This is a genomic window from Mycobacterium sp. 20KCMC460, assembly GCF_022179425.1.
Lineage (GTDB): Bacteria > Actinomycetota > Actinomycetes > Mycobacteriales > Mycobacteriaceae > Mycobacterium > Mycobacterium kiyosense.
The window spans coordinates 4366928-4393330 of sequence record NZ_AP025524.1 but is presented as its reverse complement, the minus strand read 5'-3'; the positions used below and the strand labels follow the sequence as shown (position 1 = coordinate 4393330).

At 65.7% G+C, this 26403-nt stretch carries 25 protein-coding genes, 2 tRNA genes and 1 pseudogene; 9 read left to right on the top strand and 19 right to left on the bottom strand.

Features of this window, described 5'->3' with window-relative positions:
• Nucleotides 1-9 precede the first annotated feature (9 nt).
• Together MKCMC460_RS20275 and MKCMC460_RS20270 are read right to left on the bottom strand one after the other, a co-directional pair.
• Nucleotides 10-1326, bottom strand: a complete 1317-nt coding sequence (locus MKCMC460_RS20275; RefSeq protein ID WP_236981854.1) for a lipopolysaccharide assembly protein LapB — start codon at nucleotides 1324-1326, stop codon at nucleotides 10-12.
• Nucleotides 1327-1539: 213 nt separating this feature from the next.
• A tRNA-Lys gene (locus MKCMC460_RS20270) sits at nucleotides 1540-1612 on the bottom strand.
• A 209-nt stretch (nucleotides 1613-1821) separates the two neighbouring features.
• Here MKCMC460_RS20270 and MKCMC460_RS20265 point away from each other — a divergent pair.
• Complete coding sequence (locus tag MKCMC460_RS20265) at nucleotides 1822-3021, top strand: Ig-like domain-containing protein (protein WP_236981856.1); 1200 nt, start codon at nucleotides 1822-1824, stop codon at nucleotides 3019-3021.
• Between the two features lie 6 nt (nucleotides 3022-3027).
• Here MKCMC460_RS20265 and MKCMC460_RS20260 read toward each other — a convergent pair whose 3' ends face one another.
• The 10 genes and pseudogenes from MKCMC460_RS20260 to MKCMC460_RS20215 all read right to left on the bottom strand — a co-directional run bounded on the left by MKCMC460_RS20260 (nucleotide 3028) and on the right by MKCMC460_RS20215 (nucleotide 13626).
• Nucleotides 3028-3801, bottom strand: a complete 774-nt coding sequence (locus MKCMC460_RS20260) for a mannan-binding family protein (protein WP_236981857.1) — start codon at nucleotides 3799-3801, stop codon at nucleotides 3028-3030.
• Nucleotides 3802-3818: 17 nt separating this feature from the next.
• Nucleotides 3819-4604 carry a tetratricopeptide repeat protein gene (locus MKCMC460_RS20255; protein WP_370652910.1) on the bottom strand — a complete coding sequence of 262 codons (786 nt, stop codon included), beginning with the start codon at nucleotides 4602-4604 and terminating at the stop codon, nucleotides 3819-3821.
• Nucleotides 4605-4619: 15 nt separating this feature from the next.
• On the bottom strand, nucleotides 4620-5870 hold the full coding sequence (locus tag MKCMC460_RS20250) for an MlaD family protein (RefSeq protein ID WP_236981868.1): 1251 nt from the start codon (nucleotides 5868-5870) through the stop codon (nucleotides 4620-4622).
• Nucleotides 5867-7105: an MlaD family protein gene (locus tag MKCMC460_RS20245; protein WP_236981876.1), complete on the bottom strand. Its 1239-nt coding sequence runs from the start codon at nucleotides 7103-7105 to the stop codon at nucleotides 5867-5869. The genes MKCMC460_RS20250 and MKCMC460_RS20245 overlap by 4 nt, the downstream gene beginning before the upstream one ends.
• Nucleotides 7102-8229, bottom strand: coding sequence for an MCE family protein (locus MKCMC460_RS20240; protein ID WP_236981878.1), 1128 nt, complete (start codon nucleotides 8227-8229; stop codon nucleotides 7102-7104). Before MKCMC460_RS20240 ends, MKCMC460_RS20245 begins: the two co-directional genes overlap by 4 nt.
• On the bottom strand, nucleotides 8226-9272 hold the full coding sequence (locus MKCMC460_RS20235) for an MlaD family protein (protein ID WP_236981880.1): 1047 nt from the start codon (nucleotides 9270-9272) through the stop codon (nucleotides 8226-8228). The genes MKCMC460_RS20240 and MKCMC460_RS20235 overlap by 4 nt, the downstream gene beginning before the upstream one ends.
• Nucleotides 9265-10320: an MCE family protein gene (locus MKCMC460_RS20230; protein WP_236981882.1), complete on the bottom strand. Its 1056-nt coding sequence runs from the start codon at nucleotides 10318-10320 to the stop codon at nucleotides 9265-9267. Before MKCMC460_RS20230 ends, MKCMC460_RS20235 begins: the two co-directional genes overlap by 8 nt.
• A pseudogene (locus tag MKCMC460_RS20225) lies at nucleotides 10317-11878 on the bottom strand (MlaD family protein). Before MKCMC460_RS20225 ends, MKCMC460_RS20230 begins: the two are co-directional and overlap by 4 nt.
• A 1-nt stretch (nucleotide 11879) precedes the next feature.
• Nucleotides 11880-12743, bottom strand: coding sequence for an ABC transporter permease (locus tag MKCMC460_RS20220; protein ID WP_236981884.1), 864 nt, complete (start codon nucleotides 12741-12743; stop codon nucleotides 11880-11882).
• A 1-nt stretch (nucleotide 12744) separates the two neighbouring features.
• Nucleotides 12745-13626, bottom strand: a complete 882-nt coding sequence (locus tag MKCMC460_RS20215) for an ABC transporter permease (RefSeq protein WP_236981886.1) — start codon at nucleotides 13624-13626, stop codon at nucleotides 12745-12747.
• 329 nt (nucleotides 13627-13955) lie between these two features.
• Between MKCMC460_RS20215 and MKCMC460_RS20210 the strand changes: the two genes are divergently transcribed.
• A complete protein-coding gene (locus MKCMC460_RS20210) occupies nucleotides 13956-14555 on the top strand; it encodes a TetR/AcrR family transcriptional regulator (RefSeq protein ID WP_236981888.1) in 600 nt (199 codons plus the stop codon).
• Between the two features lie 56 nt (nucleotides 14556-14611).
• On the opposite strand, the gene MKCMC460_RS20205 is transcribed toward MKCMC460_RS20210, so the two are convergent.
• The 4 genes from MKCMC460_RS20205 to orn form a co-directional block, all read right to left on the bottom strand.
• Nucleotides 14612-14794 carry a YegP family protein gene (locus MKCMC460_RS20205; RefSeq protein ID WP_236981890.1) on the bottom strand — a complete coding sequence of 61 codons (183 nt, stop codon included), beginning with the start codon at nucleotides 14792-14794 and terminating at the stop codon, nucleotides 14612-14614.
• Nucleotides 14795-15019: 225 nt separating this feature from the next.
• Nucleotides 15020-15184, bottom strand: a complete 165-nt coding sequence (locus MKCMC460_RS20200; protein ID WP_236981892.1) for a hypothetical protein — start codon at nucleotides 15182-15184, stop codon at nucleotides 15020-15022.
• Nucleotides 15185-15229: 45 nt separating this feature from the next.
• A tRNA-His gene (locus MKCMC460_RS20195) sits at nucleotides 15230-15305 on the bottom strand.
• Between the two features lie 49 nt (nucleotides 15306-15354).
• Complete coding sequence (gene orn, locus MKCMC460_RS20190; RefSeq protein ID WP_236981893.1) at nucleotides 15355-16002, bottom strand: oligoribonuclease; 648 nt, start codon at nucleotides 16000-16002, stop codon at nucleotides 15355-15357.
• A gap of 118 nt (nucleotides 16003-16120) precedes the next feature.
• Between orn and MKCMC460_RS20185 the strand changes: the two genes are divergently transcribed.
• Nucleotides 16121-17677: a helicase HerA-like domain-containing protein gene (locus tag MKCMC460_RS20185; RefSeq protein ID WP_238304738.1), complete on the top strand. Its 1557-nt coding sequence runs from the start codon at nucleotides 16121-16123 to the stop codon at nucleotides 17675-17677.
• Nucleotides 17678-17759: 82 nt separating this feature from the next.
• Here MKCMC460_RS20185 and cmrA read toward each other — a convergent pair whose 3' ends face one another.
• A complete protein-coding gene (gene cmrA / locus MKCMC460_RS20180) occupies nucleotides 17760-18566 on the bottom strand; it encodes a mycolate reductase (RefSeq protein WP_236981897.1) in 807 nt (268 codons plus the stop codon).
• Between the two features lie 74 nt (nucleotides 18567-18640).
• Here cmrA and MKCMC460_RS20175 point away from each other — a divergent pair, with 74 nt between their 5' ends.
• Entirely contained in the window at nucleotides 18641-19969 is a 1329-nt protein-coding gene (locus MKCMC460_RS20175) for an MFS transporter (protein WP_238304736.1), read from the top strand.
• Here the strand turns inward: MKCMC460_RS20175 and MKCMC460_RS20170 are convergent.
• The gene (locus tag MKCMC460_RS20170; RefSeq protein WP_236981901.1) at nucleotides 19943-20722 is read right to left on the bottom strand and encodes an MmpS family transport accessory protein; all 780 of its coding nucleotides are present in this window, start codon (nucleotides 20720-20722) and stop codon (nucleotides 19943-19945) included. The genes MKCMC460_RS20175 and MKCMC460_RS20170 overlap by 27 nt on opposite strands.
• A gap of 66 nt (nucleotides 20723-20788) precedes the next feature.
• Nucleotides 20789-21430: a TetR/AcrR family transcriptional regulator gene (locus MKCMC460_RS20165; RefSeq protein ID WP_236981903.1), complete on the bottom strand. Its 642-nt coding sequence runs from the start codon at nucleotides 21428-21430 to the stop codon at nucleotides 20789-20791.
• 66 nt (nucleotides 21431-21496) lie between these two features.
• Here MKCMC460_RS20165 and MKCMC460_RS20160 point away from each other — a divergent pair, with 66 nt between their 5' ends.
• From MKCMC460_RS20160 to MKCMC460_RS20140, 5 genes are all read left to right on the top strand, one after another.
• On the top strand, nucleotides 21497-23116 hold the full coding sequence (locus MKCMC460_RS20160; RefSeq protein ID WP_236981905.1) for an AMP-binding protein: 1620 nt from the start codon (nucleotides 21497-21499) through the stop codon (nucleotides 23114-23116).
• Between the two features lie 93 nt (nucleotides 23117-23209).
• Nucleotides 23210-23953 (top strand): CoA transferase subunit A, encoded by a 744-nt coding sequence (locus tag MKCMC460_RS20155; RefSeq protein ID WP_236981907.1) that lies wholly within the window; start codon nucleotides 23210-23212, stop codon nucleotides 23951-23953.
• Nucleotides 23950-24192: a hypothetical protein gene (locus MKCMC460_RS20150; RefSeq protein WP_236981909.1), complete on the top strand. Its 243-nt coding sequence runs from the start codon at nucleotides 23950-23952 to the stop codon at nucleotides 24190-24192. Before MKCMC460_RS20155 ends, MKCMC460_RS20150 begins: the two co-directional genes overlap by 4 nt.
• Nucleotides 24179-24826, top strand: coding sequence for a CoA transferase subunit B (locus MKCMC460_RS20145; protein WP_236981911.1), 648 nt, complete (start codon nucleotides 24179-24181; stop codon nucleotides 24824-24826). Before MKCMC460_RS20150 ends, MKCMC460_RS20145 begins: the two co-directional genes overlap by 14 nt.
• A complete protein-coding gene (locus tag MKCMC460_RS20140; protein ID WP_238304734.1) occupies nucleotides 24823-26403 on the top strand; it encodes a carboxyl transferase domain-containing protein in 1581 nt (526 codons plus the stop codon). The genes MKCMC460_RS20145 and MKCMC460_RS20140 overlap by 4 nt, the downstream gene beginning before the upstream one ends.

The window sequence follows — 26403 nt, the reverse complement described above, 5'->3', positions numbered from 1 at the left end:
CAGCCAGATTCAGTCGCGGCGAAAGCGGAAGATCGACCGGCGACGTGCGTCCGGCGGAAGGGTCTGCAACCGCTGCTGTGCCCGCAGGGCCCAGACGGGGTCGCCCGCCTCGACCGCGCGTTGGAAGGCCGCCCGCGCGGCGGCGATGTCGCCGTGCTCGGCCCGCAGGGTGCCGAGGCCGAAGGCTGCGGCCGAGGCCACCTCGCTATTTCGCGCGTCGACTGCCACCTGAAATGCGGACGCAGCGCGTGCGACCTCGCCCTGTCCGGCCCACAGGATCCCGAATCGCAGCGCGGCCGCGGGCGCGTGGTCGGCATGCCCCGAGTCGAGCGCGATCTGATAGGCGGCTGCGGCCCCGTCCGCGTCGCCCTGCCCGGCCCGTAACATCCCCAGCGCATTGGCCGCCTCCGGAGCATGCTCGGGATGGCCGGAGTCGATCGCGGCCTGATAGCAAGCGGCCGCCCCGGTGGCATCACCCTGTTTTTCGTGCAGTTTGGCCATGTTGATGGTGGCCACCGGTGTCGCGTCGACGTCCCCGGTGTCCATCGCCTGCTGATAGGCCGCCGCGGCGCCGGCGAAATCGCCGAGTTTCTCCCGCAGCAGCCCGAGGTTGACCGCCGCTTTGGGCATGTGCTCGGCATTGCCCGAGTCGATCGCGGCCTGGTAGCCCGCCGCCGCTTCATCGAGGTCGCCCTCCTTGTCCTGCAGGAGAGCCAGGTTGAACACGGCCATCGGCGCAAGCTGCGGGTGATCGGAGGCGACGACGATCTCGTACGCCTCAACCGCTCCGCCGGCATCGCCCAGCGCTTCTCGGGTCAACGCCAGGTTGAACGCCGCCGTCGGCAGCACGTCGGGATGCCCGGAAGCGACCGCGATCCGGTACGCGACCTCCGCTCCGGCGGCATCACCACGCCTGGCTCGTAGCCCGCCCAACTGCAGCAGCGCGATCCGAATCGACTCTTCATGGCCCGACTCGATGGCTACCCGGTAGGCGGCCACGGCGGCGTCGGTGTCGCCCTGCTCGTCGAGCAGATTGCCCAGGTTCAGCGCCGCCATCGGGGCGTGCTCGGCGTGCTCCGAGTCGATCGCCAGCCGATACGCCGCCGCCGCGCCGCCCGGATCACCCTGCTCGGCGTGTAGGAACCCGAGGCTGAAGGCGGCCGCCGAGGCCCAGTGTGGATGACCGGAATCGATGGCCTGCTGGTAGGCCGCCGCGGCCCCTTCGGTATCACCTTCGCCGGACAGCCGAAGCCCGAGTTGAAATGCTGCGGCCGCCACGCCGTCCGCCGAGCGCGTCGACTCGGGGTGGTCGCGGTCTGGGGTCACGTCAAAACAGTAGTCCCGCCGTCGAGCGGCGGACTGCCAAGCTGCGCCAACCGGGGCGCGGCCGCGCCGAACCTGCCGGCGACAATCTGGAAGTGCGAGCCGAACTGCGCCAACCGTCGCCCGGGGCAACACATTCGGGGCGGGCGGTGAGTCGGTGAGTCGGACTGCAGCGCATCATGCGTGCAGTACCGGCGTCGATGAACCCCGCTAGAGTGCGCCGTCAGGGTTTCGAACCCCGGACCCGCTGATTAAGAGTCAGCTGCTCTACCAACTGAGCTAACGGCGCGTGCTCGGCCTCAGACCGGCTTTCGACAATAACAGGCGGCACGGCGCAGAGGGAAATCCGCGCTCCGGCCCGAAATGGGTTGCGCAGAACCGCGCCGATCCAATACGGTCGCACGTCCACGGCTGGGGGTGGCGAGGCACTACAATAGCCGAAACAATCCAAGGTCAGCGGTGACCAGAATCAGCAACGGAATTTGGGAAGGTCACTTGATGGCGCCTTTGCGCAGACGTCGATCGTGGCTGGTTGTGGCCATGGTCCTGGTTGCTGTGTGTGGTGTTGCCTGCAGCAGTGCGCCCAGTGGCCCGGTTGCGGCCAAGGTCATCGAGAACAAGGGCACGCCGTTCGCCGATTTGCTGGTACCCAAGCTCACCGCCTCGGTCGCCGACGGCGCCGTGGGGGTCACCGTGGACACGCCGGTCACCGTCAGCGTCGCCGACGGCGTGCTGGCATCGGTCACCCTGGTCAACGACAACGGACGGCAGATCACGGGACAACTCAGCCCGGACGGGCTGCACTGGCAGACCGCCGAGCAGCTCGGCTACAACCGCCGGTACACGCTGAACGCGAAGGCGACCGGGCTCGGTGGCGCGGCGAACCGTCAGATGACGTTCCAGACCAGCTCCCCGGCGCACCTGACCATGCCCTACGTCGTACCGAGCGACGGTGAAGTGGTGGGCGTGGGTCAACCCGTAGCGATCCGGTTCGACGAGAACATCGCCGACCGAGTCGCCGCCGAGAAGGCCATCAAGATCACCACCAACCCGCCCGTCGAGGGCGCCTTCTACTGGCTCAACAGGCGCGAAGTGCGTTGGCGCCCAGAACATTTCTGGAAGCCCGGGACCACCGTCGACGTGGCCGTCAACACCTACGGCGTGAACCTGGGCGAAGGAATGTTCGGCGAGGACAACGTCAAAATGCACTTCACCATCGGCGACGAGCTGATCGCGACCGCCGACGACAGCACCAAAATGGTGACGGTGCGGATCAACGGCGAAGTCGTCAAGACCATGCCGACGTCGATGGGCAAGGACAGCACCCCGACCAACAACGGCATCTACACCGTCGGCGGACGCTTCAAGCACATCATCATGGACTCGTCGACCTACGGCGTACCGGTCAACTCGCCCAATGGATATCGCACCGATGTCGACTGGGCCACCCAGATCTCCTACAGCGGAATTTTCGTGCACTCGGCCCCGTGGTCGGTGGGCGCTCAAGGCCATTCCAACACCAGCCACGGCTGCCTGAACGTCAGCCCGAGCAACGCGCAATGGTTCTACGACCATGTCAAGCGCGGTGACATCGTCGAGGTGTTGAACACCGTCGGGGGCATCTTGCCGGGGACCGAAGGCCTCGGTGACTGGAACATCCCCTGGGATCAGTGGCGCGCCGGTAACGCCAACACCTGACCCGCGTTACACCCGCAGCACCGAACCCAGCGCCGACAACGGGACATGCGCTTCGACGGTGCCCCCGTCCATGTACCACTGCGGCATCCCCGGCGAGAAGTCGATCGGCTCGTCGTGTCCCACCGGGTAGTCGGGCATATAGATGATCAACTCGTCCGGGGTCAGCGCCCAAGCCCGGTAGCCGCCCGAGTAGACCTTGTCGGGTGTCCACCGGTCCGCCGAAAACGGATAGCTGCCCGGGTCGTGCGGTGGCGCGGCCTGATCGAGCGCAGTTTGGATGAACGGCTGAGCCGGTGCCGCGATTGCAGCCGTCGAGCCGTTCGTCAGGTCCGCGAGTTGGACTCGCCGGCCGCCCGCCATGTCGAAGGTGAAGGTGCGGTAGGCGTTGTTCGGCTTGGGCCCGTCGGCGTGGTAGTCCTCGTGGAAGACCGCGCTGAGCAGGTTGCCGTGCTGGAAGACCTGGTAGTTCTCCTCGCCGTAGCTGTCAGCGGCCATCAGCGAGTTGGCTTTTCGCCAGTTGCCGACCAGCGTTCGGAGGTAGTCGCGGATCACCGGACCCGTGGTGGGGTTGTCGATGAGGTCGACGGGTACCGCGACCTTGATGTCGCGCACGGCGTTGCGCTCCGAGGTGACCGCGGTGTGGCAGTATTGCCCGTCCCAACCGCCGCCGAGTTCGCCGCAGAACGAATCCGCCGACGCATGCACGGTCGCCAGGTGCGGGCCGCCCGAGAGTGCCGCGGCCGCCGCCAGCAGCGTTGTCGCGAGGATTCTGTTGATCACCGGTGGCTCCGATTCGTCTAGAGCAGCTGGACTTTGGCTGCCCGCCAGCGTCCGTCCACGTGCTCCATCGTCATCTTGATGCGGCTGCGGTCGATGCGTGGGTCAGGTACCGCCATGTTGGCCACGGTCTGGTCGACGAATACCAGGACCACCACTTTGTTGGCGCTCTCGGAGGCGATCGCCGAGTCCACCACCACCCCATGCGCGGTGGCTTTGTTGTCGATCAGCAACTGTCGCAGTTGCACGCTGGACTGGCTGTACATGTCCTTGAATTCGCCGGTAGCGCCGTCGAGCACCTGGCGGAAGTTTTCGTCGACGTTGTTGGAGTCGATGCTGGTCAGGACCTGGGCGTACTTGACGGCGGCTTGCTGGGCCTGCTGGCCCGCCAGCTGGATCTGGTGGCTCTGCCACTGCTTCCAGCCCAGGAAACCCGAAACCGCAAGGGAGGCAACGAGTAACACCGGCATGATGCTGCGCCGCAGGTAACTGCGCCACGGGCGTTTGGTGCGAGTCTTCTTGTCTTCCTTCTTCTTGGCGCGTTTGCCGAGCAACGGCTCGTCATCCTCGGCGGACCCATCCTCGGTGTCGTCGGCGGCTGCTTCCTGCGACTCGGCCGTCGCTTCGGTGTCCGACTCGGTCGGCGATTCGTCGTCGACCTGGTCTTCGCCATCGGCATCACCATCGGCATCGCCATCGACCGGGCCGGCTTCAGCTGCCTTGACGAGATCAACCTTTTCGGTTGTGGCGTCCGGCTTTTCGCTCTCGGTGTCGATGTCTTTCTCAGTTGTCGCGGTCATCATCATCTCCTTGGGCTGGGCTCAGTGCGGCGGTTCGATGGGCAGGGTCGGGCCGCCATAGGGCGTGGGGATTGTGTACCGGCCGCGTGGTGTCGGATCGGTCCGTTGACCCAGGTTTGCACCCGGCGGCGGGCCGGCGGTGTCGTCGCCGCCCGGACGCGGCGCGTTCTTGGCTCCGCGGATCCCCACTCCCGGGTCGTCGTCACGGCAGTAGGTGTACATGAACGGCTCGTAGTAGTCGGCAGCCGAAGGCGGGTGGCTCGGTGTCCCGTAATCGCAGGCATAGCGCGGATATAGCTCGGCTGTCGCCCATACGCCGTGGTCGTGGAAGGCGCTGGCCAGCGCGTCCAGCATCGATCCGCGGTAGTTGGGGAAGAGCGCGTTGAGCGCCGGCACTCGTACATACAGCATCGGGGAAGCGGTAGCCAGGCTGGCCAGCAGCTGGACCATCGTGTCGGAGTTGTCGGTGAACAGGCTGTCGACCATCGAAAGTGCTTGCGGTGAGCGCTCGGTCAGTCGTCGGTAGCCCCCCTGCATCCTGGCGACTCCGGCCAGCGTGCGGTTCAGGTCGACCGTGGCGGCGGCCAGTCCGGCGTTCTTGTCGGCGGCCAAGGTGAGCACCACCCGGCTGGTGCGCAGCACGCTGGTGGTCTCCGGCAGCACCGAATCAAGCGTGGACAGCAGAAAAGTCCCGCCGTCCACGATGGCGGTCAGCTTCGCGGGGCCCTCCTTGCTCATGCTGAGTTCTTTCTTGATCAGCTCGATCTTGTGCGGATCGACCTGGGCCAGCATGCCGTCGGCGTCACCGAGCAACTGCGCCAGGCTCACCGGGACCGTGGTGTGATCGAGCGCGATGAAGCTGCCGTCGTGCAGATAGGGGCCGGCATCGGTTTCGGCCTGGAAGTCGATGAACTGCTCGCCGGCCGGAGACAACCCCGACACGTGCGCGACGGCCGACGCCGGCACCTTCACCGTGGCGTCGATACTGGCGATAGCGTCGACACCCCGGTCGGTGATACTCAGCGAATCGACGCGCCCGATGCGCACGCCGCGCAACGATACGTCCTGATTCGGTAGCAGGCCACCGGATTCCGTCAAATGCACGATTACCCGATACGACGACGCGAACGGCTTGACCCGAAGTGCGCCCACCAGCAGGTAGGTGGTGGCGACAACCAGGGTGAGCACCAGTCCCGCCACCGACAGCCAGACCTGCCGGCGGTGGGCGGCCCGCACCAGTCGGACGATGGTGCCGGCAAGCGACTCGGTCATGGCGGTGGTCCCGGCGTCAGCAGGCCCGGCAGCTCCGGGGCCGGCGGGGGCGAGCCAGGGGCCGATCCGACGATCAGTCCGCCGGGGACGTTCGGGTCGGGCATCACCGGCACCTGCACCGAGTTGGGCCCCCGCCCGACCACCCGTTCCTGCAGGCGGAAGAGCATGTACTTCAGGGAGCCGACGAATTCGTTCCAGGTGAACCTGGTTGGTCCGTGCATGCCCCGGTCGCCGGGGAAACCGATGTCGGGAATCGCTCCCAGGATCAGTTGGTCGATGCTCGCGTGCACCGAAATCGAGTTCCCCGCAGTTGCTTTGATGATCAGAGGCAACATTCGGTTCAGGGTCAGCAGGCTGGTGTCGGGACTGACGGCGACGTCGTTGGCGGCTCCGGCGAGGGTGTTGAGGTCCTGGATCACGCTGCGGCCGCTGGTGTCGGTGCCGCCCAGCGACGGGAACCTCGACAGCATCCGGCTGGTGTCGCCGAATTGCAGGATCAGGTTGGAGATTTCGGTCGTGTTGGCGGCGATGGCACTGGTGCCGGGGTTGGCCGCCGCCATCAGATCGGTCAGATTCTGGTTCTTGGCGTCGATCTGTTGACTCAGCCGGGACAGTTCGGTCAGGCCCTGCGAGATCTGTCCCGAGCGGGCGTCCATGGTGTGCAGGAGTTGGTTGGATTTACTGATCAGTTGTCCGAACGCGTGGCCCTGGTCGCCGGTCGCCCGGCCGAAACCGTTGATGATGTTGGTGAAGTTGCGTACCGCGCCACCGTTCACCAGGATTGCGGCCGAACTGAGCACCGATTCGACGGTTGCGGCCGCGGCTGTCGATTCCAGGCCGATGGTGTCTCCGTTTTTCAGCATCGGTGTGTTGGCGTCGGTCTCGGACGGCGGCCGGACCGAGACGAATACGTCGCCCAGCGGAGTGGCGGTGCGCAACTCGGCGGTGCTGCCCCGCGGCAGCAGAACGCCGTCACGGATGCGAATGGTGGTGACCGCGGTGTAGTTTCGCGCCACCATCGACTCGACCTGACCCACATCGGCGCCGGCGAGCTTGACCTTGGCGTTCATCGGCAGGTTGAGCGCATTCGAGAACACCGCCGTCAGCGTGTACCCGCCCGAGCCCAGTCCCGGCGCCGGAAGGGGAAGGCTGGCAAGGCCGTTGGTGGCACATCCGGAACTGGCTATCGCGACTGCGGCGATGGCTGCGGCTGTCCTCCCGCGCTTATCCGTCATCTCTGACCCATTGCGGCCAGGCCGTCCAGCACGTAGGTCAACCCGAAGTCGGGTCCGAAGTCCTGGATGGTCCCGGTGCTGCAGCCGAGTTGCCGCAGCCCCATCAGGTTGCAGATCTCCTTGGTGAACTGGCTGTCGAAAACCAGTCGGTCGGTGAGGAAGTGCGCCCGCACGGCGCCGTTCTCCCGGTCGATTACGTTGTAGACGTTGTCGGCCAGCATTGGAGCGATGTCCAGCGTCTCGGCCAGGCCGCGACGTTCGTCGACCAGTGTCTTGGCCAGCGAGTTGCCGCCCAGCAGAGCTTGTTTGATGATGTCGCGGTTGGCGTCGAGCAGGTCGCCGGCGCGCTGCACCAGCTGGTCCAGTTTCTTTCCGGTGGTGCCGGTGCCGAAGTCCTCGTCGGCCAGTATCTGGCTGACCTGGTGGATGGTCGAGGCGAACTCGCGCAGCTTGGCGTCGTTGTTGGCGGCGGCATCGAACAACGAGCTCAGGTTTCTGACGATCGTGGTGATCTGCTGGCGGGTCTGGGCGCCGCCGTCGCTGCTGAGCCGCAAGGCGTTGGACAACTCGTTGAGGGCCTCTTTGATCTTGGCTCCGTTGCCGTTTACCACGTCGGCTCCGGCGTTGATCACGTCGCCGACGGGCCCACCGCCGTGGCCGTCGCCCTGCAGCGATTTGGTCACCTTGTTGAGCACCGCGAGGACGCGACTGAATTCGACCGGGGTCTTGGTGCGGGTCAGGCCGATGGTGTCGTGGTTCTGCAGGGTCGGCCCGCCGTGGTAGGCCGGAGTGAGTTCGATCTGACGATCGGTGAGGATGGAGGTGGACACGGTGACCGCTTGGACATCGGCCGGCACCTTCACCTTGCGGTCGACGGTGAATTGGACCTCCACGTAGCCGCCCTTCGGGGCGATCTTGACGACCTTGCCGACCGGCATGCCCAGTACCGCAACCACATTGTTCTCGTACAGGCCGGTGGCACTGTCGAACTGGGCGGTCACCGTCATCGGTTGGGAACGCGAGCTCAGATACCACCAGCCGAGGCCGATCGCAGCGGCCACGCAGGCCACGACGGCGGTCACCGCGATGATCTTGCCGCTGACCCGGGTCTTGAGGCGTCTCACTTGCAGTCCTTGAAGTAGGGGATCATGCCGAACTGTTTGGCGCGGCCGCTCAGCGCGCACATCCACGAATCGACGAGCAGGGCATTGGGCGCGTTGAAGCTGACCGCGTCGGCGTCGCCGGTGAGGTTGGCCGCTTGACGCGCGAAGACCGGGGTGACCTGTAGCAGGCTGCGCAGCAGATCGTCGTGTCTTGCCATCAGATCGGTGAACTCGTGCACGTCTTTGAGCAGCCCGTCCACCCCGGCCCGGTCGTTGACCACGATGTCGTTCATCGTCTCGACCAGAGTGGTGATCGACCGCATCAGGGAATGGAAGACGGCGCGCCGAGCGGCGAAGTGGCCCAACAGATCTTGGGATTGGTTGACCAGGTTGCCGATGCCGGCCTGCTGACGCCGCAGGGTGTTGCTCACCTGCTCGGTGCTCTTGAGTAACTGACCGAGTTGGTCGCGGCGCTGCGCGATGATCGACGACAACGAGTCGATGTTGGCTATGGCCTGCGGCACCACCTCGGGCAGTCCCTGCATCTGCTTGCCGAGCACGGTCAGCGACTGCGCGAACCGGTCGGAGTCGACCTGCTCGAAAGTGGTTGTGGCGTCCTGCAATGCGGCTTGCAGGTCGTAGGGAACGTCGGTATGCGACAGGTCGAACGTGTTGTTGGCCAGCGATCCGTTGCCGTCGGGGTACAAGGCAAGATAGCGGGATCCCAGAATGGTTGTCACCCTGATGGAGGCTTTCGAATCCTTGCCCAGTGCAACGTCATTCTTGATCTTCAGGCCGGCCTCGACGTGGTCGCCGACCAGCTCCATACTGGTGACCTCGCCCACCGGGATGCCGGCCACCGTGATGGGATTGCCCGGCCGCAGTGATGCGGCCTGCAGGAATTCGGCCGTGTAGTGCCGATAGCCGGCGCCGAATGCGTGGATCGCCAGCATGGTGCCGATCAGCACCGCGACCACCGCGACGGCGATCGATCCTAGCCACGTCTTGCTGTAGCTCTCCAGCGGCCGCTTGCGGATCCGCTGCCACCTGGTCAGGTCACTCATCGCCGACGTTCCTGCATCTCGGGGTGTGCCAGGCCCGGTTGCCGGGGGTGGCGGCGTTGACGATGATCGGGACGACGTCGTTGAGACCGGGGAAGAACCCGAAGATGTTGAGGTCGCATACGTAGGCGTTGCCGTAGGCGCCCTGGTTGCCAATGCGCGTCAGGCCCTTGAGTGCCAGCGGCAGGTTGTCACCCAAGAAGGCCACTTGAGGTTCGATGTCGAGCACATGCCGGGTCGTGCCCGGCTGCCGATCGATGAATTGCCGCAGCGCGGGGTAGTCGTCCCGGGCGGCTTTGGCCAGGTTGCCTGACATCCGTGCCAGCGCACCCATCGAGGCCTGCAACTCCGGGCGCCGCTGGTCGAGGGCCGCGACCACCTCACGGGTCTGCGTGATGACACCGTCGAGGTCGTCATTCTGCACGGCGAGGTTGCCGACCACCTTGTTGAGGTTGGTGATCACGTCACCAAGTGCTTGATCCCGTCCAGCGAAAGCTTCAGTGAGCGTTGACGTTTGAGTGATCAACGTGGTGATCGAGGCGGTGTCGCCCTGCAGCGACTCGAGGACCCCCTTGGTGAGGTTGTCCGCATCGCGCGGGTTGAGCAGGCTGAACAACGGTTCGTAGCCGTTGAGCAGCGCGGTCACGTCGAACGACGGGTCGGTGCGCTCCACCGGGATGGTGCTTCCCGGTGACAGCTGGGCCCGGTTACCTTCCTTGCCCAGCGACAGTCCCAGATACCGCTGACCGACGATGTTCTGATAGGTCACCGATGCCACGGTGTTGCCGAACAGGTGCTGCTCCTGCTGCACCACAAACGAAACCTTCGCGAATTTGCCAGTCAGTTCTATCTTTTCGACCCGGCCCACTCGTACGCCGGCCATCCGCACGTCGTCGCCCTCGCGGAGCCCGTACACGTCGCTGAACATCGCCGAATACGGTTGGGTGCGGCCGGCGACGTCGCGGCGCAGGCTCGAGTACACCAGCCACGTCAGCACCACGGCGACGACCATGAACAGGGAGAGTCCGATCAGGGAACCGCGGAATTTCACTTGGCCTCCCCGCTGGCCGGCGGATGAACCAGTGACACGGTAGTGCCGCGGGCGACGGGTCCGAGCAGCAGTTCGGTGGCGGCGGTGGCGGGTCGACCGGTGATCACGCCCAGGATCGTCCGCTCGTAGTCGCTACCGACCGGCCCGACGTTGCCGCCGAAGGACGACGGCGCAACCGATCCCGGCGCCGGCGGTCCCAACAGCGGCGGCGGCGCGACGGGTCCGTGCGCCGGCGGCGCCGGGTCGGGGTCGTCGGGATTGGCGCCGGTCCGAATCGGCGGCGAGGGGGGCGTGAACGGCGGCAGCGGCGGATTACGGTCTTCCAGACTGGGACTGGGGTTGGTCATCGGCGGGCCCACCACCACCAGATTGCCGTCGGGACCGACCACCGTCCCCGGCGGGGGAGCCAGACTCTTGGGCGGTTGATAGTTCTGCGGGAGAAGCGATTCCGGCAGATCGGGCTTGTTGGGCACCAGCGGCGCGGTGAAGCAACTGGGGCCCTTGAGCTCCCCGTAGCGGGGACAGTCGGCGCGGGAGTAGGCGAACGTCTGACTGAACGACAACCGGGCCCGCATGTTGCCCACCCCCAACTCCGAGTCCCAGACCTCCTCCTGGAATTTCTTGGCCAGGTTGTCCAGCTTGACCACCGCGGGCACCAGGTTGTTGGAGTGCATCGCCAGCACGCCCACCACCGGGGTGAGTTCGGAGGAGATCCTGATGAGTTGATCCATATGGTGATCGAAGGAGTCGTGCACGGTCCCGAGGGTGGATTGCGCGTCGGTGAGCAGCCCGGTGAGTTGGCCGCGCGTCTCGGCGAATGTCTGCATCGGCCCGACCGCCTCGTGCAGCGCGTCGAGCAGATCGGGCGCGGTCGCCTGCAACCCCTCCGTCGCGTCGAGCAGCGCCGAGACCGTCGACGGGCCGGGGTCGGTGCTGACAATCGAATTCAGTTCGTCGATAGCACGAGTCAGCTGTTTGCCGCTGCGCAGCAGGACGGGACGACGGTGGTCGGTAGCCGCTCCGAGTGCCGCGAGGATGCCCACCGACTTGTCCTCGCGGCCACGCCCGGTGGCGGCGAGCAAGTCGCGCAACTTGCTGATGGTGGTTTGGAACAGCACCGTCGGCAGGTTCCGGTCCTCCTGGATGTGGGCGCCGGGGCGGATCGCCGCTCCCGGACCGCCACCGATCAGCTGCACCGACGACACGGCGAACACGTTGCTGGGCACCACGCGTGCGGTCACCGCGGCCGGAATCGACTTGGCGTAACTGGTTTCAGGTTGATGTGGACGAAGTTGGGTTTGCCGCGTTCGGCCGGCACCACGTCGTCGACCGTGCCGACGAGCACGCCGTGGTATTTGACGTCGGATTTCTGCGGCAGGCCGTCGCCCACGTTGACCAGATCGGCGACCACCGGGACGTAGTCGTCGAGGCGACCGGTGGACTTGAACAGCAGCCCGGTGGTGAGCAGCGCGGCGACCAGGACCACCGCCAGGCCGCAGCCGAACAGCTGCCGATCCGTTGGTCCTCGTCCGTCGACGTCAAAAGAGTTGGCGTTCAAGCTAACCACCGAACCTGGCGCCGGAGTCGACTCCCCACAGCGCCATGGTGAGCAGCATGTTGACCATGATCATCACGGTGATGCTGGCCCGCATGCCGTGCCCGGCGGCCACGCCGACGCCCTCCGGGCCGCCACTGGCGTAGAAGCCGTAGTAGCACTGGATGGTCGAGGCGATCCAGACGAAGATGATCGCTTTGAACAACGAATAGACGATGTCCTGGCCGTCCAGCATCAACGCGAAGTAGTGCAGGTAGGAGCCGGTGGATCCGCCGCTGCTGATCTGCACCACGAGCTGGGTGGTCAGGTACCCGATCGCCAGACACGCGGCGTACAGCGGGATCATCGCGATCACCGAGGCGATCAACCGCGTGGTCACCAGGTACGGAATCGGCCGGATCGCAATCGATTCCATCGCGTCGATCTCTTCGGCGATACGCATGGAGCCCAGTTGCGCGGTGAATCGGCAACCGCCCTGCATCGCGAATGCCATCGCGGCCATCAGCGGGGCCAGCTCCCGGGTGTTGACCAACGACGAGATGAATCCGGTCGCCGGTCCCAAGCCCAGCAGGTCGAGAAAGTTGTAGCCTTCGATGCCGACCAGCGCGCCGACGGTCACACCGAGCACGACGGCCACCCCGGCGGTTCCGCCACCCACCACGATCGATCCGTTTCCCCAGGTGATGTTCGACAGCAACCGCAGGAACTCGCCGTTGTAGTGGCGCAGGGTGAGCGGAACCGCAGCCAGCGCCCGGATGAAGAAGACCAGCATGTGGCCCAACCGCTCGATCGGCTTGATCGACCTGCGGTAGAGCCGCAACAGCCTGGCGCTGACCGGTGCCAGGGGCAGATAGGGGGAAGCTGTCACCTCACAGCCCCGTCCGGGGCGACAACATGATGTAGAGCTGGCTGATCGCGACGTTGACGATCATCAGCAGCAGAATCGACTCGACGACGGCCGCGTTCACCGAGTTGGCGACACCCGTCGGGCCGCCCTTGGTGGACAGCCCTTTCTGCGCCGACACGATAGCCACGATGGCGCCGAAGATCACCGCCTTGAGCAGTGCCAGGATCATGTCGCCGGTGGTCGCGAACGCGGCGAAGGTGGCCACGAAACTGCCGGGTGCGCCGTTCTGGAAGTACACGTTGAACAGGTAGCTGGCGAAGAAGCCGACGAAGCAGACGACGCCGGTGAGCGCGACCCCGATCATGATGGCGGCGGCGAATCGGGGCACCACCAGGCGGCGGATCACCGATACGCCCATCACCTCCATGGCGTCGGTCTCTTCGCGCATCGTTCGGGAGCCCAGGTCGGCGGTGATGGCGGAGCCGACGGCCGCGGCCATCAGCACCGCCGCCACCAGGGAAGCGCCTTGGCGGATGACTGCCAGACCACTGGCCGCGCCGGCCAGCGAGGTGGCGCCGACCTGCCCGGCCAGCAAGGCGAACTGGATGGACAGCGTGACGCTGATGGGCAGCGACACCAGAATCGTCGGCAGCACCGCGGTGCCGGCCATGAACGCGCCTTGCCGGACGAACTCCTGCCATTGGAACCGGCGGCCGAACAGATCTCTGAAGAACCATTCGATGGTTCGCATCCCGAGCACGAATTGTTCGCCGACGGTGCGCAGCGAGGCGACGGGGTGCCGGTCGACGTAGCCGACTCCCCAGTCCTTGATGGCTTCGACGCCCTCGTCGCGAGGTTGGTCTCGGTGTTCCTCGCCCACGGCGGTCTCCGGGTGCACGGTCATATCAGCGGCATGTCAGTGCGACCGGCGTCCTATGGCCGGGACGGCGAGCGAGCAAACGCAAAATGTATTCATCGCAACCCGAAACCGATTCTCATCGACGCTCCCCCCACCATCGAATTCGATCAGTGCCGAGCAGAACGATTGATATCGCTGGCGGAACCACCATTTACATGACCGCCTACGAACCCGTAATTCTGCAGGTTAGTTGAGTTTCGCGGTATGACGCTAGCCTACTTGATAGCCACTTTCAATAGTGTAGAGTCACCCATCTGACGAGCATTCGGAGATCGCGAAGGCGTGCTCGCTATTAGACGCACGAAGGTGGCGGCATGCCCTCAGCAAATACTGAGTCATTGCGGGACCGGCGCCGCGCCGAGTTGCTCCTACAGATTCAGCACACCGCACACGAACTGTTCGCCGAGCGTGGTTTCGACGCGGTGACCACCGAGGACATCGCGGCTGCCGCCGGGATTTCGATCAGCACGTACTTTCGGCACGCACCGACAAAAGAAGGTCTGCTGATCGGTCCGGTCCGGGATGCCATCAGCGAGATCGTCACGTCTTACAGTTCCCGTCCGGCGGGACAGTCGGCGGTCGAAGCGCTGATCGACATCTTCGTCGAGCACGCCAAGATTGCCGACGAAATCAATCTGGACACCTGGCAGCGGGCGGTGGCGACGGCGCCGCATCTGCTGAAGAAGACCGCGCTGGTCAGTGAGGACGACTACCGCAAGTTCGTCGAGCACGTCGCCACCCGGATGGGGGTCGACGCGTCGGCCGATATCCGCCCGGCTCTGCTGGTCCACACGAGTTTGGCGACCATCCGGTTCGTCATCGATCGCTGGCTGAACCGGCACGATATCCCGACCTCGCCGATCCACATCGAGATGGAGATCGCGCTGCGCTTGACCCTGGCCGGGTTTCACTAGGTATTAGCTTGTCCCGCAAGCGGTTTGGGCGACCGCCCGGCGGTGTCGATCCACCGTTATGCGGTTTGATCGACCAGTGTCGCGGCGGGTGCGTTGGTGCGGACCGATTCGACGCCGTGCTGGGCCGCCGCCTTCGTTTTGTAGCCCTCGCTGGCGGCGATCACTTCTCCGTTGGCGGCCTTGAGCCGGAAGCGGAACTCGCCCTGCCTGTCTTGGTAGATCTCGAACTTGCCAGCCATCGCCATCTCCTTTGATTGACAGTGCCGACCCGTTTTCACGCTAGCCCCATTCGGCTTCCACGTACATCGTGTTGTTCCCGCACTGGCAATCCGGGCGGTGCCACGGTCATGGCAGGACTGCTGGAAATCTGACCGGCGACGGGTACAGCAGCGATTCGTCTCGACGAGACGCTCGGAGGATGTTGTGCCGCAACGTTGTTGGCGGTGTTCATGCCGGGATTTCCGTTACATGGCCCGACGTACCGGGATGACCCGGATGATGCCGGGAGTTGAATCGAACTCGTTCTCGGCCCGCTGCAGCACGTCGGCGCGACGAGCTCGCTCCTCGGCGGCCTGTGCGTTGTCCCACTGCCAGGTGTACGCCCGCGGCGAGTTCGGCCACCGTGACATCGGAAACAAAAAGGTCAGAGGGGGTGAAAACCCACCTCTGACCTGTGGGGTGAGTGACGGGACTCGAACCCGCGACATTCAGGATCACAACCTGACGCTCTACCAACTGAACTACACCCACCACGACCGCCAGCCGTCCCCGTGGGGACTAACAAGCGGCGACGTCGATATTAACCGCTCGGACGCTCTTGGGCCGAATCGTTTCTCTCCGGTGCGTCGCCCGCGCCCGCAAGATTGGCGACCGCCATCGCGATCTCGCTGGTAGAGGGCCCGGGCTGGGGTACGAAAGCGGTGCGACGGTAGTACTGCAATTCCCGGATGGATTCGTGGATATCGGCCAGTGCCCGGTGGGCCAACCCCTTGGGCGGCTGCCCGAAGTAGATCCGCGGGTACCAGCGCCGGCACAATTCCTTGATGGAGCTGACGTCGATCATCCGGTAGTGCAGGAACGAATCCAGGGTCGGCATGTCGCGGGCGATGAAGGAGCGGTCGGTGGCGATCGAGTTGCCGGCCAGCGGTGCGGTCTTGGGCTGCTTGACGTGCTCGTGGATGTAGTCGAGCACCATCGCCTCGGCGGTAGGGACGTCCACGGCCGAGGCCCTGACCTCGTCGGTAAGCCCGGATCGGGCGTGCATCTCCTTGACCACGTCGATCATCGAGGACAATGCCGCGTCCTCGGCATGGATCACCACGTCGATGCCCTCGCCCAGAATGTTCAGATCGGCGTCGGTGACCAGGGCGGCAATTTCGATCAACTTGTCCGAGCCCAGATCGAGCCCGGTCATCTCGCAGTCGATCCAGACCATTTCGTCGCGCACAGCGCACACACTAAGCCCACCTCACGCCCGCGCGCGCCCGACCCGTCCCGGTACCAGGCAAGTAGTGTGAGCCGCGTTGCTTTCGACGCTTTCAACGGCACGGGAAGGACGCGGCACGATGAGCACCGAATCGGCGGAGACCCCCGCCAAGAGAATCGCCGCAGGCTATGCCCTCCAAGGTCAGGCCCTGGAGTTGGGCACGGTCGTCGTCGACGGCCAAGCCGACCCGACCGCCCAGGTCCGCATCCCGCTGGCCACGGTCAACCGGCACGGCCTGGTGGCCGGGGCCACCGGAACCGGCAAGACGAAGACCCTGCAACTGATCGCCGAACAGCTCAGCGCGGCAGGCGTGCCGGTGTTCATGGCCGACGTGAAGGGCGACCTGTCCGGACTCTCGCGGCCCGGGGAGAGCAATGACAGGACTGCCGCGCGCGCCAAGGACACCGGCGACAATTGGGAGCCGACGGGGTACCCGGTCGAGTTCCTCTCCCTCGGGACCGAAGGGATCGGCGTGCCGGTGCGTGCCACCGTCGAAAGCTTCGGCCCGGTTTTGTTGTCAAAGGTGTTGGGGCTCAATGCGACCCAGGAATCGACCCTCGGGCTGATATTCCACTGGGCCAAAGACAAGCGGCCCTTGGTCACCCTGGGCCAGTTGCGCGACACCATCAGCTACCTGACCAGTGAGCAGGGCAAGGCCGACCTGAAGTCGCTGGGCGGGGTGTCGTCGACGACGGCGGGCGTCATCCTGCGGGCGTTGGTCAATCTGGAAGGCGAGGGCGGCGACACGTTCTTCGGCGAGCCCAAGCTCGATCCGCAAGATCTGCTGCGCACCGATAGTCAAGGCCACGGCATCATCTCGTTGCTCGAATTCAGCGGTCAGTCCGTGCGTCCGGTCATCTTCTCGACGTTCCTGATGTGGTTGCTTGCCGACCTGTTCACCCAGCTCGACGAGGTCGGAGACATCGACAAACCCAAACTGGTGTTCTTCTTCGACGAAGCGCATCTGTTGTTCTCCGACGCCTCGAAGGCTTTCCTCGAACAGGTCGAGCAGACCGTCAAGCTGATCCGTTCCAAGGGCGTCGGGGTGTTCTTCTGCACCCAGCTGCCCACCGACCTGCCCAACGACGTGCTGTCCCAGCTGGGCGCCCGCATCCAGCACGCGCTGCGGGCATTCACCCCCGATGACCAGAAGGCACTGAGCAAGACGGTGCGCACCTATCCGAAAACCGATGTCTACGACCTGGAGTCGGCGTTGACGTCGTTGGGGATCGGCGAGGCCGTCGTCACGGTGCTCTCGGAGAAGGGCGCCCCCACCCCGGTCGCGTGGACACGCATGCGGGTGCCCCGGTCGCTGATGGCCGCCATCGGCACCGACGCGGTCACCGCCGCGGCCAAGCAGAGTCCGCTGCAGGCTAAATACGGCCAGACGGTGGAGCAGCCTTCCGAGGCTCCCGCAATTGCGTCGGGTGCGCCACCACCTTCAGTTGCCGGCTCTGAGTTACCGCCGGTGCCAACGGATTACGAGCTGCCGCCGATGCCGCCCCCCGCCGAGCCCAAGGGGCCTGCCGTGTGGGAAGAGGTGCTGAAGAACCCGACGGTGAAGAGTGGCATCAACACCGCGATCCGCGAAGTGGTGAAGAACATCTTCGGCGGTGGTGGCCGCCGGAAGCGTTAGGGGCTCCGCGACTGTAATGGCAGTGTGAAAAGCGGCCGCGAATGGCGCGTCAGGTTTCACGCGCAAGCGGGAAGCGTAGGCGCTATCCGCCGCCCAGCTTCTTGTAGAAGGCCCCGACGATCGGCGCCACGATGGCACGGGGGGCGTAGCCGCTTGCCACCGACATCGCCTTGGACGTCAGGCCCGGAACAATCCGCATCTTGTTGCGCTCCAACGCGTCCAGGGATACCTGGGCGGTGTGCTCGGTGGAGATCCACAGGAAATCGGGCACCAGCTTCTCCACCAGTGAGCGTTCGTCGCCTTCGGGCAGGTCGGTACGCACCGGTCCGGGAGCCAGCAGCGTGACGTGCACGCCGTGCTTGCGGACTTCGCCGCGCAGCGACTCGCTGAAGGTGTTGGCGAACGCCTTGGTGGCGGCATAGGTCGCGTTGTAGGGGATCGGCGAATTCCCGGCCGCCGAACCGGAAATCAGGATGCCGCCGGCTTTGCGCTCGATCATGCCGGGCAGCACTGCGAGCGTAAGGTCATGCACCGCAACGGCATTCAATTGCACTTGCGCCTTCTCGCCGGCCGGGTCCAGCTGCGCGACCGGCCCGAAGGTCGCCGTACCGGCGTTGGCGCACAGGATCGAGATCGGCCGGGTGGCCAGCTCGTCGCACAGCTTCGCGCGTTCGGCCGGGTCGGCGAGGTCGGCCGGGCGCACCTCGACTGCGACACGGTACTTGTCCACCAGCCGGGCGGCCAGGGCGGTGAGCAGTTCTTCGCGCCGCGCGGTGATGATCAGGCTGTGGCCACGCGCGGCCAACTCGGTGGCCAGCGCTTCGCCGATGTTCTGCGACGCTCCGGTGACTACGGCGCGCGCGTCGGGACTGGGAGCGGGAATCGGCATGACGACGATGGTAGACAGTCCGCCGGGATGGCCAGGCGAGGCGGGTCGGTGCAGAAGTGAATAGGCTGCCGGGCATGGCAGACCCGGGGCTCGGTACTCCCACGCGCTCTCGGGTATGGGCCTGGGCGTTGTGGGACTGCGGCCAAACCGGCCTCAGCGCCATCACGGCTACCTTCGTGTTCTCGGTGTATCTGACCCACAGCGTGGGCGTCGGCACCCCGCTGGGCGCTACGCCGATCAGCTGGCTGGAGCGGGCCGCGGCCGCCGCCGGGGTGACGATCGCGATCCTGGCGCCCCTGGTCGGGGTATGGGTGCAATCACCGCATCGGCGGCGGGTGGCCTTGGCCCTGCTGACCAGTTTGGCGGTGGCGCTGACCTGCTCGATGTTCCTCATCCGCAACGAACCCGGCTATTTCTTCGCCGGTCTGGCATTGCTGGCGGCGACCGCGGCCTGTGGTGATCTGGCCAGCGTCCCGTACAACGCGATGCTGCGTCAGGTGTCGACGCCGGCAACGGCCGGCCGGATCTCGGGCTTCGGTTACGCGGCGGGATATATCGGCACCGTCGGGCTGCTGTTGGTCGTCTATCTGGGTTTCATGACGGGCAAGGGCGACGACAGGGGTCTGCTGCATCTTCCCACTGCGGGGGGAATGAACGTTCGCGTTGCAATGCTGCTGGCCGCCGCGTGGATGGCGGCCATGGCGCTGCCGCTGTTGCTGGTGGCCCACCACCTGCCCGATGCCGGTGCGGTGACGCACCCCACCACCACGTTGCTGGGCGGCTACCGCAAGCTGTGGGCCGACATCACCTCGGAATGGCGCCGTGACCGCAACCTGGTCTATTTCCTGGTGGGCAGTGCGCTCTTCCGGGACGCGCTGGCCACGATATTCGGTGTCGGCGCCGTGCTGGGTGTCAACGTGTACGGCCTCGCCGCCGACGACGTGCTGATATTCGGCGCGGCCGCGTGCGTCGTGGCGGCGATCGGCGCGGTACTGGGCGGCTTCGTCGACCATCGGGTGGGATCCAAACCCGTCATCGTCGCGTCGCTGACCGCTATTCTCGGCGCCGGGGTGGCCCTGTTGGTGCTGTCCGGCCCGCGGGCTTTCTGGGTGTGCGGGCTGACGCTGTGCCTGTTCATCGGACCGTCGCAGTCCTCGTCGCGCGCGTTGCTGCTGCGGATGGCGCAGCACGGCAAGGAGGGCGTGGCCTTCGGCCTGTACACGATGACGGGCCGGGCGGTGGCGTTCCTGGCGCCGTGGTTGTTCTCCGTCTTCGTCGACGTGTTCAAGGCGGACAGGGCCGGACTGGGCGGAGTCATCGTGGTGCTGCTGGCCGGATTGCTGGTGACCTTGGTCGTGCGGGTGCCGAGCACCGACTCAGAGCGGAGCGTCGCAGATGGTTAAGCCCTGGCCGGTGCGCTGACGCACCTGAATTCCGCCCACCGTGACCGAGCACGTGACGTTGTGGCCGATGTTGACGACGGTGACGCTGGCCGGATGAGTCGACGACGTCGACAAACTAACCTGCCTGGACCACGGCAGCGTCACGTTGAACTCGGTCTGAATCAGGTCGCCGGTGTCCAGATAGACCACGCTGATCGCACGGCCCTCCCCGGTGACGCTGTAGACCACCGACTGCATCGTGCCCGGCACCGTCGAGGTGTCCGGCGGCGTGGTGCTCGGCGGGGCGGTGGTGCGCGGCGGCCTACGGGTGGTGGAGGGCGGAGGTACCCGGGTCGTCGGAGGCGCGAAAGTGGTGGTGGGGCTGGACATCGGCGGCAGCGGCTCGAAGGCGGTCTGCTGTCGGCCCGATTGGTTGGCGATGACCAGGGCGATCACCAGCCCGATGACGAACAGGACCAACGCGCCTGCGGTGAGCCACAGCCATCGCGGCGACCGCGGGGGTGGGGAGTCCTCCGGCGGCTTCTCCTCCGGCGGTGGTCCGTCTTGTTGCCAGTACTGTGGCGGCAACTGTTGGGTTGGGGGTGGCTGGTAGCTGCCCGAGGCCCACGGGGAGGTACCCCCGCCGTAGGAATACGGCATGTCGTCGGCGTAGGCCGGGTAGTCGACAACGGAATCCTGCGGGTCCTGCGGCCATGCCGAACGAGACCCCTGTTGCGGGGGACCGAAATTCTGGGGTCTGCGTGGATCGTTCATGTCCACTTCGCAGGGTACCTGTGCGCGTTGCGGGGGCGCCGAAGGCGGATCGCGCCGGGCGCTGGGCTATTGATCCGAGGCCGTCAGCGCGGCGATGGTCATCGCCTTCATGACAGCGCGGGACCGGGCCGCCCGCGCCGGTTTGGTGTCTGCCGATTTCATGCTGTGCGGCGTGGAGTTCAGCAGGCCGAACACGGCGTGCGCCATCAGCCGCGCGTCGGCTTCGGCCAGATCGGGGTTCAGTCGGCGCAGTACTGCCACCCAGATCTCCACGTATTGGCGCTGCGCCTTGCGCACCTGTCGTTCGGCGGTCGCGGGCAAGTGGGCAAGGTCACGATCCTGGATACGGATGAGGTTCGGCTCGCCGAGTGCGAAGTCGAGGTGGAAGTCGATCAGCCCGTCCAGCGTGGCGGCCGCGTCGTCGCCGCGGTCGGCCACGGCCCGGGCTCCGGCGAGCAGCCGCGCGCTGATCCCCACCAGCAACTCGACGAGCATCGACTCCTTGTTCGGGAAGTGGCGGTAGATCGCCGGACCGCTGACGCCGGCCGCGGCACCGATGTCATCGAGACGCACCGCGAGGAAACCGCGTTCGGCGATCAACCGTTCGGCGGCCGAGAGTAGCTGCAGCCGACGGTCGGACTTCAGCTGGCTGCGGCGATTCGGCGATTCCGGCTGCCCGGGCTCCTCGTCCGGGACGGACGCTGGCATGACGGCCTCCTGGACATGTCGGTTAATCGTCACTAACGTAGCACTCAACCGCCCGTCGGAGGAACCGTGGCAACTCCGCTCTCCTACGAACGCGGCCCCGATACGCCTCGGCTGCTCGAGGTCACCATCGGCGCCAACTTCGCCCACACCGCAACCACATTCGCGAATCGCGACGCACTCGTCGACGTCGTCGCGGGCCGGCGGTGGACATACGCCGAACTCCTGACCGATGTGCGACGGTTGGCGACGGGGCTGCTGCGGGCGGGCATCGGCAAGGGCGACCGGGTCGGCATCTGGGCGCCCAACCGCTGGGAGTGGGTGCTGGTCCAATACGCATCCGCCGAGATCGGCGCGATCCTGGTGAGCATCAATCCCTCCTACCGTTCCCGCGAATTAAGTTATGCGCTAAGGCAATCCGGCGTGACGATGGTGGTAGCGGCGCCCGGATTCAAGGATGCGGACTACCCGGCGATGCTGGCCGAGGTGGCGCCCGAGTGTCCGCAACTACGCGATGTGGTGATCATGGGCGGGCAGCGCTGGGCCGCGCTGGCCGGCACCGATACCGACCCCGCCGCTTTGCGCACCAGGGCCGCATCCCTGGCACCGGCCGACCCGGTCAACATCCAATACACCTCCGGCACAACGGGATACCCGAAGGGCGTCACGCTCACCCACCGCAACATCCTCAACAACGGCTATCTGGTCGGCGAGCTGCTCGAGTACACCGAAAGCGATCGGATCTGCATTCCGGTGCCGTTCTACCACTGCTTCGGCTTGGTAATGGCCAACCTGGCGGCCACCAGCCACGGCGCCTGCATGGTCATCCCCGCGCCGGGTTTCGATCCGGGCGCCACCCTGCGTGCGGTCCAGGTCGAACGCTGCACCAGCCTTTACGGTGTGCCGACGATGTTCATCGCCGAACTGGGCCTGGCTGACTTCGCCACCTATCGACTGGACAGTCTGCGTACCGGGATCATGGCCGGCTCGGCGTGTCCGGTCGAGGTGATGCGCAAGGTGATCGAACGCATGCACATGCCCGGGGTGTCCATCTGTTACGGCATGACCGAGACATCTCCGGTGTCCACCCAAACCCGCACCGGCGACTCGCTGGAGCAGCGGGTGGGAACTGTCGGCCGGGTGGGTCCGCACCTGGAGATCAAGGTGGTGGATCCGGCGGGAGCGACGGTGCCTCGAGGTGTGGCCGGCGAGTTCTGCACCCGCGGGTACTCGGTGATGTCGGGCTACTGGAACGAGCCGGACAAGACCGCCGAGGTGATTGACGCGCAGGGCTGGATGCACACCGGCGACCTGGCGTCGATGGATGCGGACGGTTACGTGCGCATCACCGGCCGGATCAAGGACATCGTCGTGCGTGGTGGAGAGAACATCTCGCCGCGCGAGGTCGAGGAGTTCCTGCACACCCACCCCGACATCGTCGACGGCCACGTCATCGGCGTGCCCGACGAACGCTACGGAGAGGAACTCATGGCGGTGGTCAAGCTGCGCGACGGGGCGGCCGAGCTGACCGTGCAGATGTTGCGCGAATACTGTGTCGGCCGCATCGCGGGGTTCAAGATCCCGCGGTATCTCTGGATCGTCGACGAGTTTCCGATGACGGTCACCGGCAAGGTGCGCAAGGTGGAGATGCGGGCGCGCGCGATCGAGTACCTGACCGGTGGGCAATAGGTTCGCCGGGGCGATCCTGGACCGGTTGTTGTGGAAATGGTATTCTCACTGTCCAGTTAATGATTATTAACTGAAATCGGAGGCGCTGCGGCAATGGACAAAGTGGTGGCGACCGCGGCGGAAGCAGTCGCGGACATTACCGACGGGTCGTCACTGGCCGTCGGGGGATTCGGGCTGTGCGGCATCCCCGAGGCGTTGATTGCGGCCGTGGCCGACAGCGGGGTGACCGACCTGGAGACGGTGTCCAACAACTGTGGCGTCGACGGGATCGGACTAGGAGTACTTCTGGCGCACAAGCGGATTCGGCGGACCGTGTCGTCGTATGTGGGGGAGAACAAGGAATTCGCCCGGCAATTCCTGTCCGGCGAACTCGAGGTCGAGCTGACCCCGCAGGGCACGCTGGCCGAACGTCTGCGGGCCGGCGGGATGGGCATTCCCGGCTTCTACACCCCGGCCGGGGTAGGCACCCAGATCGCCGACGGCGGGCTGCCGTGGCGGTACGACGCCTCCGGCGAGGTAGCCGTGGTATCGCCGCCCAAGGAGACGCGCGAGTTCGATGGCGTCACTTACGTTCTGGAGCGGGGAATCCGCACCGACTTCGCGCTGGTGCACGCGTGGAAGGGGGACCGGCACGGCAACCTCGTGTACCGCTACGCCGCCGGCAATTTCAACCCCGAGTGCGCGCCGGCCGGCCGGATCACCATCGCCGAGGTCGAGGAGTTGGTCGAGCCCGGCGAGATCGACCCGGCCACGGTGCACACACCGGGTGTTTTCGTGCAGCGCGTCGTGCATGTGCCGAACCCGCAGAAGCGAATTGAGAAGGAGACGGTTCGATGAGCAAGCGTCACGCGAGTCCTCTTCGCGCCGAGCGTCACGCCAGCGTGACGTCGGGCGCCGAGCGTCACGCCAGTCCTCTTCGCGCCGAGCGTCACGCCAGCGTGACGTCGGGCGCCGAGCGTCACGCGAGTCCTCTTCGCGCCGAGCGTCACGCCAGCGTGACGTCGGGCGCCGAGCGTCACGCCAGCGTGACTCTCGGTGTGGTGACTGAAGGGAGTGCCGCTGATGACCTGGTCTAGAGACGGGATGGCTGCCCGGGTGGCGTCAGAGTTCGAGGACGGCCAGTACGTCAACCTCGGCATCGGCATGCCCACCCTGATCCCCAACCATCTTCCCGAGGGCATTCAGGTGGTCCTGCACTCCGAGAACGGCATACTGGGCGTCGGTCCGTACCCGCGTCGCGAAGACGTCGACGCCGACCTGATCAACGCCGGCAAGGAGACGGTCACCACGCTACCGGGTGCGTCGTTCTTCGGGTCCTCGACCTCGTTCGGCATCATCCGCGGAGGCCATCTCGACGTGGCAGTCCTTGGCGCCATGCAGGTTTCGGTCACCGGCGATCTCGCCAACTGGATGATCCCGGGCAAGATGGTCAAAGGCATGGGCGGTGCGATGGACCTGGTGCATGGTGCGCGTAAAGTGATCGTGATGATGGAGCACGCGGCCAAGGACGGCAGCCCGAAGATCCTCGAGCGGTGCACGCTGCCGCTGACCGGGGTGGGTTGCGTCAACCGGATCGTGACCGAGTTGGCGGTAATGGACGTCCGCGACGACGGACTGCATTTGATCGAGACCGCCCCCGACGTATCGGTGGAAGAGGTGCTGGCGAAAACCCAGCCACCACTGAATCTTTCGAACCTGGTGACCCGGTGACCGCAACGATCGCCGCGTCGTTCGCCGACGAGCACCGCCGGCTGGTCGCCGAACTCAACGACAAGCTGGCCACCGCCGCACTCGGCGGCAACGCTAAAGCCCGCGAGCGCCACATCAGCCGCGGCAAGTTGCTGCCCCGTGAGCGCGTCGACCGGCTGCTCGATCCGGGTAGCCCGTTTCTGGAATTGTCGGCGTTGGCCGCGGATGGAATGTACGACGACGAATCTCCCGGCGCGGGGATCATCACCGGGATCGGGCGCGTCTCGGGGCGCGAATGCGTGATCGTCGCCAACGACGCAACGGTCAAGGGCGGCACCTACTACCCGGTCACGGTGAAGAAGCATCTGCGCGCGCAGGAGATTGCGCTGCAAAACCTGCTGCCCTGCATCTATCTGGTCGACTCCGGCGGTGCTTTTCTGCCGAAGCAGGACGAAGTGTTCCCGGACCGCGAACACTTCGGACGGATCTTCTACAACCAGGCGACCATGAGCGCCAAGGGAATTCCGCAAGTGGCGGCGGTGCTCGGGTCATGCACGGCCGGCGGCGCTTACGTGCCGGCGATGAGTGACGAAGCCGTCATCGTCCGCGAGCAGGGCACGATTTTCCTGGGCGGGCCGCCACTGGTGAAGGCGGCCACCGGTGAAGTCGTCACGGCCGAAGAACTCGGCGGTGGTGACCTGCATTCCCGGGTGTCCGGTGTCACCGACCATCTGGCCGAGGACGACGAGGACGCGCTGCTGATCGTGCGCAAGATCGCTGCCACCTTCGGGCCCCGTGCACCGGCGCAGTGGGACATCGGCCCTTACGCAGAGCCGCCCTACGCCCAGAGCGAGCTGTATGACGTGGTGCCCCCGGATCCGCGGGTGCCCTACGACGTGCACGAGGTGATCGTGCGGCTGGTCGACGGCGGTGAATTCAGCGAGTTCAAAACCAATTACGGCAAGTCGCTGGTGACCGCCTTTGCCCGGATCCACGGTCATCCGGTGGGAATCATCGCCAACAACGGCGTGCTGTTCAGCGAATCCGCGCTCAAGGGAGCGCATTTCATCGAATTGTGCGACAAGCGCAAGATCCCGCTGCTGTTCCTGCAGAACATCGCCGGCTTCATGGTCGGCCGCGACTACGAGGCGGGCGGCATTGCCAAGAACGGCGCCAAGATGGTCACCGCCGTCGCCTGCGCGCGCGTGCCGAAGCTGACCGTGGTGATCGGCGGATCGTATGGGGCGGGTAACTATTCGATGTGCGGGCGCGCGTACTCACCGCGCTTCCTGTGGATGTGGCCCAACGCCAGAATCTCGGTGATGGGTGGTGAGCAGGCGGCCTCGGTGCTGGCCACCGTACGTGGCGAGCAACTGTCCGCGTCCGGCAAGCCGTGGTCGCCCGAGGACGAGGAGACCTTCAAGGCGCCGATCCGCGCGCAGTACGAGAACCAGGGCAACCCCTACTATTCCACCGCCCGGTTGTGGGACGACGGGATCATCGACCCTGCTGATACCAGAACCGTTGTGGGACTAGCACTTTCAGTGTGCGCGCATGCCCCGCTGGAATCGGTTTCCTACGGCGTGTTCCGGATGTGA